Here is a 16,813-nt window from a genome sequence, read left to right as displayed (position 1 = left end):
TCCCTCGTCGCGGAGTTTCGTCGCGGGCCCCACCCCATGCGGGCGCAGTCCCATAGAGGAGAACGACTAGCAATGAGCACGACCGATGCATCCGGCATTCCCGACCGTCCCCGGACCCTCGCCGAGAAGGTGTGGGACGACCACGTCGTCGTCCGCGGCCAAGACGGCCAGCCGGACCTGATCTACATCGACCTGCACCTGGTGCACGAGGTCACGAGCCCTCAGGCCTTCGACGGTCTGCGCGCCGAGGGCCGTCCGGTGCGGCGCCTCGACCTGACGATCGCGACCGAGGACCACAACACCCCGACGCTCGACATCGACAAGCCGATCGCCGACCTCACCAGCCGCACGCAGATCGAGACCCTTCGCCGCAACGCCGCCGAGTTCGGTGTGCGCCTGCACTCGCTCGGCGACAAGGAGCAGGGCATCGTCCACGTGGTGGGGCCGCAGCTCGGCCTCACGATGCCGGGCATCACTGTGGTGTGCGGCGACTCGCACACCTCGACTCACGGCGCCTTCGGCGCGATGGCCTTCGGCATCGGCACCAGCGAGGTCGAGCACGTGCTCGCGACGCAGACCCTGCCGCTGAAGCCCTTCAAGACGATGGCCATCACGGTCGAAGGTGAGCTGAAGCCCGGCGTCACCGCCAAGGACATCGTGCTGGCGATCATCGCCAAGATCGGTGCGAACGGCGGGCAGGGCTACGTCCTCGAGTTCCGCGGCAGCGCGATCCGGTCCCTCTCGATGGAGGGCCGCATGACGATCTGCAACATGTCGATCGAGGCCGGCGCCCGCGCCGGCATGGTCGCGCCCGACGAGACCACCTTCGCGTACGTGCAAGGCCGCGCGCATGCGCCGACCGGACAGGATTGGGAGGACGCCGTCGCTTACTGGCGGACGCTTCCCAGCGACGAGGGCGCCGTCTACGACGCCGAGGTGTTCCTCGACGCCGCCGAGCTCGAGCCGTTCGTGACGTGGGGCACCAACCCGGGTCAGGGCGTGTCGCTGAGCGCGTCCGTCCCGTCCCCCGACGACTTCGCCGACCCCAACGAGCGAGCTGCCGCCGAGCGCGCGCTCGAGTACATGGATCTCGTGCCGGGCACTCCGCTCAAGGAGGTGCCCGTCGACGCCGTGTTCATGGGTTCGTGCACGAACAGCCGCATCGAGGACCTCCGCGCATTCGCGTCCGTCATCGAGGGCCGCAAGAAGGCCGACGGCGTACGCGTCATGGTCGTCCCGGGCTCAGCTCGGGTGCGCCTCGAGGCCGAGGCCGAGGGCCTCGACAAGGTCTTCGAGGAGTTCGGCGCCGAATGGCGTTTCGCGGGCTGCTCGATGTGCCTCGGCATGAACCCCGATCAGCTCGCGCCGGGGGAGCGCTGCGCCTCCACGAGCAACCGCAACTTCGAAGGCCGCCAGGGCAAGGGCGGACGCACGCACCTGGTCTCGCCGCTCGTCGCCGCGGCCACCGCCGTCATGGGCCGCCTCGCGAGCCCGGGCGATCTTCCCGCGCCCGTCGGGGCCGCAGCTGAGGGCACGGAGGTCTGAGATGGAGAAGTTCACGACGCACACCGGTATCGCCGCGCCGCTGAAGCGCTCCGCCGTCGACACCGACCAGATCATCCCGGCCGTCTACCTGAAGCGCGTCACCAAGACGGGCTTCGAGGATGCGCTGTTCGCCAGCTGGCGCCAGGACCCCGAGTTCGTGCTCAACCAGCCGGCGTACGCGGGCGCGAGCATCCTCGTCGCGGGCCCGGACTTCGGCACCGGCTCGAGCCGCGAGCACGCGGTATGGGCACTGCGCGACTTCGGGTTCAAGGTCGTGCTGAGCCCACGCTTCGCCGACATCTTCCGCGGGAACGCGGGCAAGCAGGGCCTGGTCGCAGGAGTGATCTCCGAAGCGGACCTCGAGGCCGCGTGGGCCGCCATCGAGGCGGATCCAGGCGTCTCGATGACGGTCGATCTCGAGGCCCGAACGGCGCGCATCGGCGCGCTGGAGCTCCCTTTCGAGATCGACGATTACACTAGGTGGCGGCTTCTCGAAGGGCTCGATGACATCGGGCTCACACTGCGCGACGCAGACAAGATCGCGCAGTTCGAGGCTCGCCGAGAGGCGTGGCGGCCGCGGACACTTCCCGTTCCGTAAGCCGGGCCGGGCGCCCAGAACCCGGGCGCCCGACCGTCGCAAGCCCCCTCTGCACACCAAGTGAGGACCACCGGATGAAGCCGCTCCTGAACGTCGCCGCCGGCGAAAGCACCACTGCCGAAGCGGGAGAGCAGGAACTGACCGGTGAAGTCCTGGCGATCCGTGGCGGGCGACCGCTGACCGGTCGCGTCGAGGTCAAGGGCGCCAAGAACCTCGTCACCAAGGCGATGGTGGCGGCTCTCCTCGGCGAGACGGCCAGCACGCTGCGCGACGTCCCCGACATCAGCGACGTCCAGGTGGTCCGCTCCCTCCTCGAGGTCCACGGCGTGCGCGTCGTCGACGGCGAGGAAGAGGGCACGATCCACCTCGACCCGAGCGGAGCCGTGGCGGCGCACTTCGAGGAGATCGACGCGCACGCCGGGGCATCCCGCATCCCGATCCTGTTCTGCGGGCCGCTGCTGCACCTGCTCGGCGAGGCGCTCATCCCCGACCTCGGCGGCTGCCGCATCGGCGACCGCCCGATCAACTTCCACATGGACGCGCTGCGTGCCTTCGGCGCCGTCGTCGACAAGAGCTACGAGGGCATCCGGATCACCGCGCCCAACGGGCTCCACGGCGCGAACATCGAGCTGCCGTACCCGAGCGTGGGTGCGACCGAGCAGGTGCTCCTGACCGCGGTGCGGGCGAAGGGCGTGACGGAGCTGCGCAACGCCGCCATCGAGCCCGAGATCATGGACCTCATCGCAGTGCTCCAGAAGATGGGTGCGATCATCTCCTACGAGCCGAACCGCGTCATCTTCATCGAGGGGGTCGACTCGCTGCGCGGCTACGATCACCGGGCGATCTTCGACCGCAACGAGGCCGCCTCGTGGGCGTGCGCCGCGCTGGCCACCGACGGCGACATCTTCGTCGGCGGAGCGCGCCAGCAGGAGATGCTGACCTTCCTCAACGTGTTCCGCAAGGCCGGCGGCTGGTTCGACGTCCGCGAGGACGGCATTCAGTTCCGCCGCGGCGGGGCGCTGAAGCCCGTCGTCGTCGAGACCGACGTGCACCCCGGCTTCATGACCGACTGGCAGCAGCCGCTCATCGTCGCCCTCACGCAGGCCGAGGGGGAGTCGACCGTGCACGAGACGGTATACGAGAACCGGCTCGGCTTCACCGAGGCGCTCAACCTCATGGGCGCCGACATCGTCGTGCACCGTGACGGCATCGACGCACCCGGCCGGCGCGTTCCCCGCCGGGCCCTCGAGCAGGCTGCCGTGATCAACGGCCCCACGCCGCTGCACGGCGCCGACGTCGTCGTCCCCGACCTGCGTGGCGGGTACAGCTACGTGATCGCGGCGCTGGCCGCCGAGGGGGAGTCGGTCGTCCGCAACGTCGGGATCATCCGTCGCGGTTACGAGAAGTTCTTCGCGAAGCTCGACCAGCTCGGCGCCGACTTCGACGTCATCGGATAGCCCGGTGGCCACCGATCGTCCGCGCGCCTCGGCGGAGAAGACACGACCGAGCGTCTTCTGGCCCCTGGCCGGGCTCCTCGTGCCGCTCCTGAGCCTGCTCTTCAAGCTCGAGATCGAGGATGGCCGAAAGCTCCCACGCGACGGCGCCTACGTGCTCGCGCCGAACCACATGAGCGAGATCGACCCGCTGGTCGTAGCCCTCGCCGTGTGGCGACTGGGTCGGGCGCCCCGGTTCATGGCGAAGGAGAGCCTGTTCCGGGTGCCGGTGCTCGGCTGGGTGCTGCGCGCCACCGGCATGGTGCCGGTCGCACGCGCGACGTCGGCAGCCGCGGCACGGGCGACCCTCGAGGCATCCGAGACGCTCGTGCAGCACGGGCGGGGTGTGATCGTCTACCCGGAGGGCTCGCTGACTCGCGAGCCCGACCTCTGGCCCATGCGCGGCAAGACCGGCGCGGTCCGTCTGGCGCTGGCCGGCGGCATCCCGGTCATCCCGATGGCGCAGTGGGGCGCCCAGCAGGTGCTCCCGCGCTACGGCAAGCTCAAGCTCTGGCCGCTGCGCCGCCGCGTGCGCGTGATCGTCGGCGATCCGGTCGATCTCTCGGCGTTCGCCGGGTCCGCGACATCGCAGACCGCCCTCGTCGAGGCGACGGACGCGGTGATGGCCGACATCTCGGGCCTGCTCTCGCAGCTGCGCGGCGAGCCCGCTCCCGCCCAGCGGTGGAACCCGGCCGATCACGGCCAGAAGGAGACGGGGCGCCTTGAGCCGTAGGCAGGATGCTGCGCGCCCGCGCGTCGCCGTCGTCGGCGCGGGAAGCTGGGGCACGACGTTCGGCAAGATCCTCGCCGACGGCGGGGCGCACGTCACCATGTGGGCGCGTCGCCCGGAACTCGCGAGCGAGATCCAGGAGGGCAAGCGCAACAGCGAGTACCTCCCCGGGATCAACCTGCCGCGCGACATGCACGCGACCCACCACCTCTCGGAGGCGCTCGAGGGCGCTGAGCAGATCTACCTGTCGATCCCGAGTCAGGCGGTGCGTCAGAACCTCAAAGCAGTCCGGCCGCTGATCTCGCAGAGCGACGCCCCCATCGTGTCGCTCATGAAGGGGGTCGAGCGGCGCACGGGCCTGCGCATGAGCCAGGTTATCGAGCAGGAGCTGCACTGCGACCCCGCGCGCATCGCGGTGGCGTCCGGTCCCAACCTCGCCCTCGAGATCGCGCGCGAGCAGCCCACGGCGGCCGTCATCTCGTCGACGAGCCAGGAGACCGCCGAGGCGGTGGCGCGCCGTGCGCGCAACTCGTACTTCCGCACGTTCGTCAACACCGACGTGATCGGCACCGAGTTCGGCGGCGTGCTCAAGAACCTCATCGCCGTGGCGATCGGCATCGTCGATGGTGTCGGCTACGGCGAGAACACGAAGGCGTCGATCATCACGCGCGGCCTCGTCGAGATGACGGACTTCGCCGTCGCGTTCGGGGCGCAGCACGAGACCCTGCAGGGTCTCGCCGGGCTCGGCGACCTCATCGCGACGTGCCAGTCGCCGCTCAGCCGCAACAACACCGCCGGGCGACTGCTCGGACAGGGCTACCGCTTCGACGACGTCGTCAAGCAGATGAACCAGACGGCGGAGGGGCTCGCATCCGTTGCGCCCATCCTCCAGCTGGCGCGGGAGGTGGGCGTCCAGATGCCCATCGTCGAGCAGGTGAAGATGGTGCTGGACGGCACCATGAACCCGCGCGACATCGCGCCGCATCTCACGACCGATGATGACACCCCCCAGGGCGAGAGGACGACGAATGGACAAGCCGGCGGTGGCGGTGCTCTTTGGCGGTCGATCCAGCGAGCACTCGATCAGTTCCGCAACGGCGGGCGGGGTGCTACGGGCGATCGACCGTGACAGCTATCGCGTGATCCCGGTGGGGATCACGCGAGACGGCGTGTTCGTCCTCGAGGACGACGACCCCGGCAAGTTCGCGCTCGACGCCGAGCGGCTGCCTGAGGTCGTCGACAACGGCACCCGCATCCTGTGGCCCGAGGTGGGCGAGCGAGAGCTCCGTGTGCGCCGCGCCGACGGCACGATCGACGACCTGGGCGCCCTCGATGTCGTGCTGCCGATCCTGCACGGGGTGCACGGCGAGGACGGCACCATCCAGGGCTTCTTCGACACGCTCGAGATCCCGTACGCGGGCGGCGGTGTGCTCGATTCGGCGCTGTGCATGGACAAGCACTTCATGAAGATCGTGCTGCAGGCCGCCGGCGTACCGGTATCGCCCTGGGTCACGGTGACCGAGGAACGCTGGGAGCGCGACCCGGAGGGAGTGCGAGCGGATGCTGCGGCCCTCGGTGAGCCCTCCTTCGTGAAGCCTGCGCGCGCGGGATCGAGCGTCGGCGTCTCGAAGGTCCACGACGCGTCTGAGCTCGACGCGGCACTCGCACTGGCGTTCGCCGAGGACGACAAGGTGCTCATCGAGTCGGCGATCGTCGGTCGCGAGGTCGAGGTCGCGATCCTCGAGGGACGCGGCGGCGCCGCCCCGAGGGCATCACTGCCCGGCGAGATCGTGCTCACGACGCGCGAGTTCTACGACTTCGAGGGCAAGTACCTGGGCGGCGAGGGTGCCGAGGTGGTCTGCCCCGCCGATCTGGCCGACAGCGAGATCGCGGCGATCCAGGAGCTCGGCGTCCGTGCCTTCCAGGCCGTCGACGGCAAGGGCCTCGCGCGGGTCGACTTCTTCCTCGCCGCCGACGGGCTGTACGTCAACGAGCTCAACACGATGCCCGGGTTCACGCCGATCTCGATGTTCCCGAAATGCTGGATCGCGTCGGGCATGTCGTACCCCGAGCTGATCACGGAGCTCATCGACACGGCGCTGGAGCGTGCGGGCGCGGTCGAGCGGGTGAAGGCGGCGCACTGACCCCGGCTCGCGAGCCTCAGGGCGCGGGCGTCGCCTCGCCCCGATCGAGGCACTGACCGTCGACCGGGAGCACGCTCACGATCGGCGACAGCGCGTCGAGCACGTCGCGGCTGGACACGCCGTCGCCGTTCTCGTCGGCGGTCGTGTCGAGGTAGATCTCCACCGCAGGGGTGCGGCCGAACGTGGTCACACGGAAGCGCGGCGCATCGGAGTCGTCGATGATCCAGTCGACGCCCGCGACATCCTGGCAGGGGAGCGTGGTCGGCCCCGGCGGCTCCACGCCGCACGTCAGCAGAACCTTCGAGTCGCCGGGTTCGCCCCACGCGCCGGTCGCCTGTGCGTCGGTCCACAGCCGTGCCTGGCCGCTCACCGTTCCCGGAAGGTTCGAGGTGACCTCCGCGCACAACGGGTCGTTCGCCGCCTCCGCGGGATCGAGGTCGACCGTCGTGGTGCACCCCGTCAGCCCGACAGCGGCCACCAACGTGAGGCCGAACGCAGCCAGGGAGGGGAGAGCACGCACCATTCCAGGCTAACCCGGCGGCACGGTCCGCATCGTCCGCACCGGTAGCGTGGACGCGTGGTCGACGAGCGCATGGATCCGACGGTGGGCGAGCTCAGCGAGGGGCGCATCCTGCGCCGGATCCTCGAGCGGCTGGGCGAGTCGAACGCCCTCGTCGGGCCGGGCGACGACGCGGCGGTGATCGCCGCCGCGGACGGCCGGGTGGTGGCGACCGTCGACACGTTGGTCCACGGCCCCGACTTCCGCCTCGCGTGGTCGAGCGCCTTCGACCTCGGGTACAAGGCGGCGGCCGTGAACCTCGCGGACGTGGCGGCGATGGGCGCCACGCCCACGGCCCTGCTCGTCGCCCTCGCGATGCCCGATGCGACGCGGCTCTCGTTCGTCACCGGGATCGCCGACGGCCTGCGCGCCGCCTGCCGCGACCTTGCGCCCGGCTGCCGCGTCGAGGGCGGCGACCTCACCGTCTCCGACACGCTCACGATCGCCGTCACCGCGCTGGGCGCGCTGGCCGGCCGCGATCCCGTGCTGCGCTCGGGCGCCGAACCCGGCGACCTGGTAGCGGTGGCCGGCGAGCTGGGACGAGCGGCGCGGGGGCTCGGAATCCTCTTCGAGCGATTCACGGATGCCGCGGGCCACCCGATTCCCATCGACGAGAGTCATCTCGACCCGGCGGAGCTCTCCGATCTCGTGGCGCAGCTGCGTCCTTCTCCACCCGTGTGGCTGGGACCCGAGGCGGCCGACGCGGGTGCCACGGCGATGATGGACGTTTCGGACGGCCTCGTGCTCGACGCATCGCGCATGGCCGCAGCATCCGACGTCACGATCGCTCTTGAGTCGGCGGCGCTCGGATCCGATGTCGCATCCGCCCTTGCGGGCGGCGAGGATCATGCGCTGCTCGCGACCTTCCCAGCGGACCGGCCACTTCCGCACGGGTTCGTCCGCGTGGGGATGGTCCAGCCGCGCGGTGACGACGCGGTGCTCGTCGACGGCCGGCCCCACGACGGTCGGGGCGGCTGGGACCCCTACCGCGACTGGGACGCCGGCACGGGCTGATCCGCCCGATCCTCCGACCGCGCCGTCCATCACTCGGCCGTGGTCGCCCACCACATCGCCGTGTCGCCATAGCGCTTCGAGCGCGTCGCGACGAGCCCATCGGGCAGGCTCGGTTCCGGAGAACGCGACGCGCGTTCGATCACGACGTCCGCTCCGACCGAGAGAAGCGGGACGAGCAGCGCGAGGGTCGATGACAGTTCCGTCTCGCCGACGTCGTACGGCGGGTCGAGGAAGACCAGGTCGAACGGCCCCCGCGCCGATCGCAGGAACGCGTCGGCTGACGAGCGGTGCACGCGGATCGCGGCGTCCGTCCCCACGGCCTTGGCCACGCGGCTCGCGTTGCGCTGCACGATGGTCGCTGCGCGCGGCGACTTCTCGACGAGGTCCGCGGATGCCGCGCCCCGGCTCACCGCCTCGAGGCCGAGGGCGCCCGAGCCGGCGTAGAGGTCGAGCACGGCGGTGCCGCGCAGGGCGTCCGCGGACTCCAGCGCGCCGAACAGGGACTCGCGCACGCGATCGCTTGTGGGCCGGGTGCCGGCGTCCGGTACATCGAGATTGAGCGAGCCCGCACGGCCGGCGATGATGCGCGTCACTCTCCCACGATATCGGCCCGCCTCGGTACGGCCCGATCGCCGCCACCCCTATGATCGCGGGTGGGGGAGCCCGGAATCGATGGGGGTCGAGATGAATCGCAGCGGCATCATGGTTTCATCGGCGGTGGCCGCGTTCGTCGCGGCCGTATTCGTGTTCGCGGGTTGCGCGAGCGGCGGGGGGTCTCCGACGACCTCGCCGACGACATCGGCATCGCCCTCGGAGTCTCCGAGCCCGTCGCCGACACCGACACCCACCGAGTCCGCATCGGTCACGCTGCCGACGGACTGCAACAACCTCGCGACTCCCGCGACGTGGCAGGCCGCGGTCGGCGACATGACGCTGCAGAGCAACGGCGAGGGCTTCGTACGGCCGGCTCCCACGGGTGCCGTCCTCGCGCTGGGCTGCGACTGGATCGTCGGCGATGCCACCGGGATGCTGCTGCTCGTCAGCACCGCGACCCCGGAGGCCGTCAGCGCCGCGGTCGGAGATCTTCCGGCGCAGGGCTACACATGCCAGGTGTCGGACGACTTCGGCGCCGACTTCTGTGTGCTGCCCGGACAGGGGACCGACACCGAGGAGATGATCGTCGCCCGCGACGGGGTGTGGATCTACCTCTCCACGGTGAACCGCAACGGGCGCGCTTTCCTCTCGGAGATCGTGGAGTCCATTTTCGGCTAGCGCACGCGACGTCGCCGGTCGCTCCTAGACTCGTGGCGTGGCCCCCTTCACCCTCGACTCGAGCCTCGGCGGCGCGATCGGCGGAAAGACCGCGGCGGCCCTCGAGCGCGCGTTCGGCATGACCACGGTCGGCGACCTGCTCGTCCACTATCCCCGCCGCTATGCCCGCCACGGCGAGCTGACCCCGATCTCGACGTTGCCGCTCGGCGAGCCGGTGACGATCGTCGCCGAGGTGCGCCGCGTCAGCGAACGACGCATGAAGAACCGCAACGGCTCGCTGCTCGAGGTCGTGATCAGCGACGGCAATGGCGAGATGTCGCTGACCTTCTTCAACCAGTCGTGGCGGGTGCGCGACCTGCAGCCCGGCAGGCAGGGCATTTTCGCGGGCAAGGTGGGCATCTACAAGGGCGTACAGCAGCTCGCCCACCCGGACTACGAGCTCTTCGAAGATGCCGACACGGCACGGATGAAGGTGCAGGCCAACGCCAACCTGCCGATCCCGATCTATCCGGCCACCAGCACGGTCGCCAGCTGGCAGATACAGAAGACCGTGGAGCTCGTCCTCGACGGTCTCGGCGATGTCCCGGAGCCGCTCACCGAGGAGCTTCGCGCACGCCACGGCCTCATCACGGCCCGGAGCGCGATCGAGCGCATCCACCGCCCCGACGATTTCGACCAGATCGAGCCGGCGCGCGCGACGCTGCGCATGCAGGAGGCCTTCGTCCTCCAGGTCGCGCTCCTGCAGCAGCGGCAGTTCGTGCGCGCGCTCTCGGCCACCAGACGCGCGCCCGGAGCCCTTCTCGAGCGGTTCGACGCGGCGCTGCCGTTCCCGCGGACGCCCGACCAGATCACGGTCGGCGACGACGTCGCGCGCGACCTCATGGGCGACTGGCCCATGAACCGCCTCGTTCAGGGCGAGGTCGGCTCGGGCAAGACGCTGGTCGCGTTGCGTGCGATGCTCCAGGTCGCCCAGTCCGGCGGTCAGTCCGCCCTCATCGCGCCGACCGAAGTCCTTGCGGCGCAGCACGTGCGGTCGATCGCACGGATGCTGGGCCCGAAGCTCGCCCCCGAGCTCATGCCCACGCTCCTCACCGGGCAGCTCCCCGCAGCCGAGCGCCGGAAGGCCGCACTGCGCGCCGCGTCGGGGCAGGCCCTCATCGTCGTCGGCACCCACGCGCTCTTGAGCGAGAGCACGACCTTCGCCGACCTCGGCCTCGTGGTGGTCGACGAGCAGCACCGCTTCGGCGTCGAGCAGCGGGAGTCGCTGCGCGCCAAGGGTTCCTCGCCGCACGCTCTGGTGCTGACCGCGACGCCCATCCCGCGCACGGTGGCGATGACCGTCTTCGGCGACCTCGACGTCTCGACGATCCGCACGATGCCGGCCGGCCGCGCGGGCATCGAGACCTACGTCGCGCCGCTGGCCGAGCGTTCGAGCTGGTTCGCGCGCGTCTGGGAGCGCATCGCCGAAGAGGTCGCCCAGGGGCGTCAGGCGTTCGTGGTCTGCGCCGCCATCGACGCGGAGAAGCGCACCAAGGACGACACCGCCGATGAGCCCGCCGGCGACACCGGCGGCGAGGCGACCCGCACCCGCTGGGGCGTCGTGCAGGTCGCCGACCTGCTGTCGCGGCATCCGTCATTCGAGAACATCCGGGTCGAGATCCTGCACGGCAAGATGCCGTCTGATGAGAAGGACGCCGTCATGCAGGCCTTCGCCCGCGGGGACGTCGACGTGCTCGTGGCGACCACCGTGGTCGAGGTGGGCGTCGACGTCCCGAACGCGTCGACGATGGCGATCCTCGAGGCCGACCGGTTCGGTGTGTCGCAGCTGCACCAGCTGCGCGGACGCGTCGGTCGTGGCGGGATCCCCGGTCTGTGCCTGCTGGTGACCGAGGCGCCGCTCGGAACGCCCGCGCGCGAGCGCGTGGACGCCGTGGCCTCCACCCTCGACGGATTCGCGCTGGCGGAGGTCGACCTCGAGCTCCGCGGCGAGGGCGACGTGCTCGGCGACGCGCAGTCCGGGGCGCGGTCGTCGCTTCGACTGCTGCGCGTCGTGAAGGACGCCGACATCATCTCCGAGGCGCGGGTGGCGGCCGAGCAGCTGCTCGCCGACGACCCGGCGCTGCTGCGGCATCCCGGGCTCGCGGCCGCCCTCGAGCGCAGCGTCGGAATGGCCGAGCGCGCGGCCCTCGCCAAGAACTGACGGCGTCGGAGGGCCTTCGGACAGCCCACTAGGCTGGATCGCATGAGCAGCCGGATCGCCGTCGTCCCGGGATCGTTCGATCCGCCGACCCTCGGTCATCTGGACGTGATCCACCGTGCCGCCTCGCTGTACGACCAGCTCCATGTGCTGGTCGTGCACAACCCCGGCAAAGAGGCGATGCTGCCCATCGCGCAGCGCCAGTCGCTCCTGGAGCAGTCGATCGCCGAGGCCGAGATCGAGGGCGATGTGATCGTCGCGTCGTGGAGCATGGGTCTGCTGGTGGACTACGCGACGGATGTCGGCGCCGGCGTGCTGGTGAAGGGCATCCGCTCGCAGGTCGATGTGGCGTACGAGACGCCGATGGCGATCGTGAACCGCCACCTCGCTCACGTCGAGACGGTATTCCTGCTGCCAGACCCTGCCCACGCGCTCGTCTCGAGCTCGCTGGTGCGTCAGGTCGCGTCGCTGGGGGGCGATGTCTCCCCGTTCGTCCCGCCCGCCGTGGCGCGGTTCCTCGACACCGGCGCGCGCGGCATCTGACCGGAAACCGCGGCTAGGCTGGAGTCGTGGTCAGAAAGCATGTGACGGGACCGTTCGTCCTCCCGGTCCGCGACATCGCCCACCGCTCGGGAGAGATGCGCGAGCATACCCTCGAGGTCCCGGCCCCGGAGAAGTGGGGCGAGGGTCTCGTCGCCGTCGCCGAGGGGGAGCCCCTCGTCCTGGACGTGCGACTCGAGTCGGTGCACGAGGGCATTCTTGTCTCCGGAGAGGTCGACACCGAGTACACCGGCATCTGCAGTCGGTGCCTCATCGACATCGCCGAAGGGCTCAAAGTCGAGTTTCAGGAGCTTTTCGCGTATCCTGGGGAGGAAGAAACTGACTTCGAGGTTCAAGACGACCACGTGGATCTTGAAACTCTGGTCAGGGAAGCGGTCGTCCTGTCGCTTCCTTTTCAGCCGGTGTGCCAGCCGGATTGCCCCGGACTCGATCCGATCACGGGCGAGCGACTGGCCGAGAACGCCGGAACGCCGCAGAGCGAGCCTCTCGATCCACGATGGGCCGCGCTCCAGGACTTCACCACGAGCCACGACGACGAAGCACCGCGCCCCCGCGGTTGACAGCGGCGTCGAGAACACAGAAGAGAGCTAGCCATGGCAGGTAACCCCCCGAAGCGGAAGGTCTCCCGCTCCAACACTCGCTCGCGTCGCGCGCAGTGGAAGGCCGAGGCCCCCACGCTCGTCAAGACCGTCGAGAACGGCAAGACCGTCTACAGCCGCCCGCACCAGGCGAAGGTCGTCACCGACTCGCAGGGCACCGAGCTGTTCCTCGAGTACAAGGGCCGCAAGGTCGCCGACGTCTGATCGTCGCGCACGGTCTGACGTGACAGACGTCGCAGCGGAGCGCACCACGCTCTCAGACCTCACACAGAAGCTCGGAGTCGATATCGACCCCGAGCTTCTGTCGCTGGCGCTGACGCATCGCTCGTGGGCGTACGAGAACGGACAGGTTCCGCACAACGAGCGCCTCGAGTTCCTCGGCGACTCCGTGCTCGGCCTCGCCGTGACGGTTCGTCTGTTCACCGGTCATCCGGAGCTCGAAGAGGGAGCCCTCGCGAAGCGGCGCGCCAGCGTCGTCTCGACGGTGGCCCTCGCCGAGATCGCCCGGGGCATCGGACTCGGTGCGCACCTCAAACTCGGCCGCGGGGAGATCCTCACCGGCGGACGCGACAAGGACTCGATCCTCGCCGACACCATGGAGGCGATCTTCGGAGCGGCATACCTGTCGGCGGGATCGGATGCCGCGACCGGCCTGGTGCTGCGACTCGTCGAGCCCCTCCTCGCCGACCCCGAACGCTACGGGGCGGCGATGGACCCGAAGACGGCGCTGCAGGAACTGGCCGCGCACGCCGGTCTGCTGCCTCCCGCCTATGAGGTGACCTCGACCGGACCCGACCACGACCGGCGCTTCACGGCGACCGTCACAGTGGGCGAACTGACGGCGGAGGGCGGAGGCACCAGCAAGAAGCACGCCGAGATGGCCGCCGCGCTCACGGCCTGGCGCGCGCTCAGCGGGCGTGCCTGAGCTTCCCGAGGTCGAGGTCGTCCGCGCCGGCCTCGCCCCCGCTGTCACCGGCGCCCTCGTCATCGGCGTCACCGTCCTCGACGAGCGTGCGTTGACGCGACACGCCGGTGGTGCTGCCGACTTCGAGGCGCGCCTGACCGGACGCGTCGTGAGCGCGGCCGCCCGGCGCGGCAAGTTCCTGTGGCTCCCGCTGCGGTCGGGCTCCGACGGCACGCCGTCCGATGAGGCGGTGATCGGTCACCTCGGCATGAGCGGGCAGATGCTCCTGCGCGCGTCAGGAGCGGCGCCCGAGCGGCATGAGCGGGTGCGCATCGACCTGGCGCATCCGGTGCACGGTGAGCTCTCCGTCGTCTTCGCCGATCAGCGCACCTTCGGCTCGCTCGCGATCGACGACCTGATCGCCACGGCCGACGGTGCACCCGGCGGTCACGGGTGGGACGAGGCATCCGTGCCCGCGCAAGTGGCGCACATCGCGCGGGACCCGCTCGATCCGGCGTTCTCTGATGCGGGCTTGCGTCGTGCGCTCGCCCGCAAGGACTCGGCGATCAAGCGCGTGCTGCTCGATCAGACGGTCGTCAGCGGTGTGGGCAACATCTACGCGGACGAGTCGCTGTGGGCCGCGCGGATCCACCCCGAGACATCCGCTCGCGCCCTGTCGACCCGGGCGGTGAACCGCCTGCTCGGCGAGGTGCGCCACGTGCTCGACAAGGCGCTGGCCGAAGGCGGCACGAGCTTCGACGCACAGTACGTGAACGTCAACGGCCAGGCCGGCTACTTCGCGCACTCCCTCAACGCGTACGGCCGCACCGGGGAGCCGTGCCCCCGATGCGGCCGTCCGATCGTGCGCGTGTCGTTCACGAATCGCTCGAGTCACTTCTGCGCGCACTGCCAGCGGGTGCCGCGCTCGGGTGTGGACGGACCGAGCGCGGCACACGTCTGAGTGGTCTCCGGCGTGCCCGGAGATCAGAGTTCGAGAACCTTCTTCCACGCCCCGGCGTACGAGGCCGGCACGAAGCCGATGGCTTCGTTGATGTCGAGCATGTGCCGGTTCTCCTCGGCATTGAACGTCGAGACGCGCGGCGACTCCGGCACGAGGTCGTGCCAGCGCAGCAGGTTCGCGCACTTGACGATCGTGCCGAGGCGGTGACCGCGGTGCTCCTTGACGACCAGCGTGCCGTACTGCTGTGTCGCGCCGGAACGCTCCTCGCCGATCACGAGCTCGTTGTACGCGGCGACCCGGCCCGTCGGCACATGGAGCACGGCCGCCACCGAGACGGTGAGCCCCTGTGCCTTCAAACGGGCATCGCGTCGCTCGACCCGGGCGGCGTCCCAGTGCTGCTCGTCGATGACGAGGCCACCGGCCGGCACGTCGGTCGACATGCGCGACAGCGCGTAGGCGAAGCCGTCGACGTACTCCGGCGGCGTCGGAGACGTCCACTGGATCGGCCGGTACTCGTCGCCCGCGACGGCGACGGCCTCCGCGAGCATCCGCGTCACGAGGGCGAAGTCGCCCGTCAGGTCGAAAACGCTGTTGCGCTCCACCTGCTCGAGCGTGAAGCCGCTCGCCAGCTGGAACTTCGTCTGCGCGTCCTCGGCAGGGATCGCCCCCCAGCCCGTGGAGGGCTGAAGGCGCGGGCCGGCAGCATCCGGTCGATGAAGCGTCCATGTCTGGATCGTGGCGAGTCCGCGCTCGCGCGCCTCGCGCTCGACCTCGGCGAGCAGCAGCTCCTCGAGACCACGACCGCGGTGCGGTGGATCGACCATGAGGTCGAACTCGACGGTACTGACGTCCGCCTCATTCGAGATCATGAGCTTCACCGCCCCGAGCACCTCGTCGCCGCGGAGCGCAGCGAACCCGAGCTGGGTCCAGTCGGTCTGGTCCTGCCAGAACCCGAGCATCTCGTCAGGCTCCTCGCGCAGGTAGTCGTGTCCGGCGTCCTCGAGGCAGACCGCGTTGGCGATCCGCACCATCTCGAGGAACACGCGGGCGTCGGCGGCATCCGCCGTCTCAGGGACGGCGATGCGCTGGACGGTCACGACGGTGGTTTCGGCCAGGTCAGTCATCGAGCACCTTCTTCCATGCACCCTCGTACGCGATCGGTGCGAAGCCGATCGCCTCGTTGATGTCGAGCATGGGCCGGTTCTCCTCTGCGTTGTAGGTGATGACGCGCGCCGATTCCGGCGCGATCCCGCGCCAGGACAGGAGTCCGGCGCACTTCACGAGCGTTCCGAGTTTGTGGCCGCGGTGCTCTTTGAGGACGAGCGTGTCCTCCTGATGGGATGCCTCGGTGCGGTCCTTGCCGATCACCAGCTCGTTGAATGCGCACAGCTCACCGGTCTCGATGTGCTGGGCGGCCGTGACCTGGATGGTGCGCCCCGATGACGTGTACCGCGCGTCGTGCTCGGCGATCCGCGCGGCATCCCACGTCTCTTCGTCGAACTCGAGCGCGGCAGCGGGTGCGTCGGTCGACATGCGGGACTTCATCCACGCGTAGCCGGCGACGTACTCGTCGGGGGTCGGTGCGGACCACTGGACGAGGCGATAGGCAGGCGATGCGGCCCGCGCCTCGGCGAGAAGCCGCTCGACGCCGTCGAACGAGCCGGTGAGGTCGAAGGCGCTGTTGCGCTCGACCTGCTCGAGCGTGTACCCGTGCCGGAGATAGAACCGCGCGACGTGATCCTCGGGGATCTCGCCGAAGCCCGTCGGAGGAGCGAGCTGCGGGCCCGGCGCGGCGGGGTGCTCGGCCCACGACTGCAGCACCGTGCGCCCGTGCGCGCGCGCCGTGCGCTCGACGAGTTCGTATGCCGCAGAGCCTATGCCGCGACCCCACGACTCGCGGAGCAGCTCGATGAGCCAGAACGCGGCGGTCGAACCCTCTTCGTGGGGGATGTCGATGCCGATGCGGCCGATGATGGCGCCGTCGTCGACGATCACCCAGCTGAGGCGGGTCTCGTACTCCGAGGGCTGATAGTGCGGAAGCAGTTCGTCGGCGGTGATCCGGTGGTCGTCGTGCCCCGAGATCTCGCGGTAGATGAGGTTGCGCACGCGCACCATCTCGACGAAGTCGGCGGCGTCGGGTGCGTCGATGGAGGCGGGTACGACGAGGGGGCGGAACTCCAGCCCCGTGATGGTGGTCATGTCGGTGCGTCCTTGCGGTGTCGATGGGTGTGGTTCA

Annotated in this window: 18 protein-coding genes; 14 read left to right on the top strand and 4 right to left on the bottom strand. The window is 70.1% G+C overall.

Features of this window, described 5'->3' with window-relative positions; translation table 11 throughout:
• Positions 1-72: 72 nt before the first annotated feature.
• From leuC to ACEYYH_RS11760, 6 genes are all read left to right on the top strand, one after another.
• On the top strand, positions 73-1,545 hold the full coding sequence (gene leuC / locus ACEYYH_RS11785) for a 3-isopropylmalate dehydratase large subunit (protein WP_374974586.1): 1,473 nt from the start codon (positions 73-75) through the stop codon (positions 1,543-1,545).
• Position 1,546: 1 nt separating this feature from the next.
• Positions 1,547-2,143 carry a 3-isopropylmalate dehydratase small subunit gene (leuD, locus tag ACEYYH_RS11780; RefSeq protein WP_116193114.1) on the top strand — a complete coding sequence of 199 codons (597 nt, stop codon included), beginning with the start codon at positions 1,547-1,549 and terminating at the stop codon, positions 2,141-2,143.
• A 74-nt stretch (positions 2,144-2,217) separates the two neighbouring features.
• Positions 2,218-3,600, top strand: coding sequence for a UDP-N-acetylglucosamine 1-carboxyvinyltransferase (murA, locus tag ACEYYH_RS11775; protein WP_374974585.1), 1,383 nt, complete (start codon positions 2,218-2,220; stop codon positions 3,598-3,600).
• A 4-nt stretch (positions 3,601-3,604) separates the two neighbouring features.
• Positions 3,605-4,369 carry a lysophospholipid acyltransferase family protein gene (locus ACEYYH_RS11770; protein ID WP_374974584.1) on the top strand — a complete coding sequence of 255 codons (765 nt, stop codon included), beginning with the start codon at positions 3,605-3,607 and terminating at the stop codon, positions 4,367-4,369.
• Positions 4,359-5,495 carry an NAD(P)H-dependent glycerol-3-phosphate dehydrogenase gene (locus tag ACEYYH_RS11765; RefSeq protein ID WP_374974583.1) on the top strand — a complete coding sequence of 379 codons (1,137 nt, stop codon included), beginning with the start codon at positions 4,359-4,361 and terminating at the stop codon, positions 5,493-5,495. The genes ACEYYH_RS11770 and ACEYYH_RS11765 overlap by 11 nt, the downstream gene beginning before the upstream one ends.
• Positions 5,395-6,510, top strand: coding sequence for a D-alanine--D-alanine ligase family protein (locus ACEYYH_RS11760; protein WP_374974582.1), 1,116 nt, complete (start codon positions 5,395-5,397; stop codon positions 6,508-6,510). Before ACEYYH_RS11765 ends, ACEYYH_RS11760 begins: the two co-directional genes overlap by 101 nt.
• Positions 6,511-6,526: 16 nt before the next feature.
• On the opposite strand, the gene ACEYYH_RS11755 is transcribed toward ACEYYH_RS11760, so the two are convergent.
• Positions 6,527-7,030: a DUF3515 family protein gene (locus ACEYYH_RS11755; protein WP_374974581.1), complete on the bottom strand. Its 504-nt coding sequence runs from the start codon at positions 7,028-7,030 to the stop codon at positions 6,527-6,529.
• 72 nt (positions 7,031-7,102) lie between these two features.
• Between ACEYYH_RS11755 and thiL the strand changes: the two genes are divergently transcribed.
• Positions 7,103-8,083, top strand: a complete 981-nt coding sequence (thiL, locus tag ACEYYH_RS11750) for a thiamine-phosphate kinase (protein ID WP_374978210.1) — start codon at positions 7,103-7,105, stop codon at positions 8,081-8,083.
• A 29-nt stretch (positions 8,084-8,112) separates the two neighbouring features.
• Here thiL and rsmD read toward each other — a convergent pair whose 3' ends face one another.
• Positions 8,113-8,676 carry a 16S rRNA (guanine(966)-N(2))-methyltransferase RsmD gene (gene rsmD / locus ACEYYH_RS11745; protein WP_374974580.1) on the bottom strand — a complete coding sequence of 188 codons (564 nt, stop codon included), beginning with the start codon at positions 8,674-8,676 and terminating at the stop codon, positions 8,113-8,115.
• 91 nt (positions 8,677-8,767) lie between these two features.
• Here rsmD and ACEYYH_RS11740 point away from each other — a divergent pair, with 91 nt between their 5' ends.
• Genes ACEYYH_RS11740 through mutM form a run of 7 tightly spaced genes read left to right on the top strand, consistent with a single transcriptional unit; the run spans position 8,768 to position 14,577 of the window.
• Positions 8,768-9,355: a hypothetical protein gene (locus ACEYYH_RS11740; protein WP_374974579.1), complete on the top strand. Its 588-nt coding sequence runs from the start codon at positions 8,768-8,770 to the stop codon at positions 9,353-9,355.
• A 37-nt stretch (positions 9,356-9,392) separates the two neighbouring features.
• On the top strand, positions 9,393-11,555 hold the full coding sequence (locus tag ACEYYH_RS11735; protein ID WP_374974578.1) for an ATP-dependent DNA helicase RecG: 2,163 nt from the start codon (positions 9,393-9,395) through the stop codon (positions 11,553-11,555).
• 42 nt (positions 11,556-11,597) lie between these two features.
• Positions 11,598-12,095: a pantetheine-phosphate adenylyltransferase gene (coaD, locus tag ACEYYH_RS11730; protein WP_374974577.1), complete on the top strand. Its 498-nt coding sequence runs from the start codon at positions 11,598-11,600 to the stop codon at positions 12,093-12,095.
• Between the two features lie 41 nt (positions 12,096-12,136).
• Positions 12,137-12,673, top strand: a complete 537-nt coding sequence (locus ACEYYH_RS11725; RefSeq protein WP_374978209.1) for a DUF177 domain-containing protein — start codon at positions 12,137-12,139, stop codon at positions 12,671-12,673.
• Positions 12,674-12,706: 33 nt separating this feature from the next.
• Positions 12,707-12,916, top strand: coding sequence for a 50S ribosomal protein L32 (rpmF, locus tag ACEYYH_RS11720; RefSeq protein ID WP_045297913.1), 210 nt, complete (start codon positions 12,707-12,709; stop codon positions 12,914-12,916).
• Between the two features lie 19 nt (positions 12,917-12,935).
• Positions 12,936-13,637, top strand: coding sequence for a ribonuclease III (gene rnc, locus ACEYYH_RS11715; protein ID WP_374974576.1), 702 nt, complete (start codon positions 12,936-12,938; stop codon positions 13,635-13,637).
• Complete coding sequence (gene mutM / locus ACEYYH_RS11710; protein ID WP_374974575.1) at positions 13,630-14,577, top strand: bifunctional DNA-formamidopyrimidine glycosylase/DNA-(apurinic or apyrimidinic site) lyase; 948 nt, start codon at positions 13,630-13,632, stop codon at positions 14,575-14,577. The genes rnc and mutM overlap by 8 nt, the downstream gene beginning before the upstream one ends.
• Positions 14,578-14,600: 23 nt before the next feature.
• Here the strand turns inward: mutM and ACEYYH_RS11705 are convergent, their stop codons facing one another.
• A complete protein-coding gene (locus tag ACEYYH_RS11705; protein WP_374974574.1) occupies positions 14,601-15,701 on the bottom strand; it encodes a GNAT family N-acetyltransferase in 1,101 nt (366 codons plus the stop codon).
• A complete protein-coding gene (locus tag ACEYYH_RS11700) occupies positions 15,694-16,776 on the bottom strand; it encodes a GNAT family N-acetyltransferase (RefSeq protein WP_374974573.1) in 1,083 nt (360 codons plus the stop codon). The genes ACEYYH_RS11705 and ACEYYH_RS11700 overlap by 8 nt, the downstream gene beginning before the upstream one ends.
• Positions 16,777-16,813 lie beyond the last annotated feature (37 nt).

The organism is Microbacterium trichothecenolyticum (genome assembly GCF_041938625.1).
Classification (GTDB): Bacteria; Actinomycetota; Actinomycetes; order Actinomycetales; family Microbacteriaceae; genus Microbacterium; species Microbacterium trichothecenolyticum_D.
The sequence above is the reverse complement of the archived record's forward strand: the minus strand, read 5'-3'. Positions and strand labels throughout refer to the sequence as shown.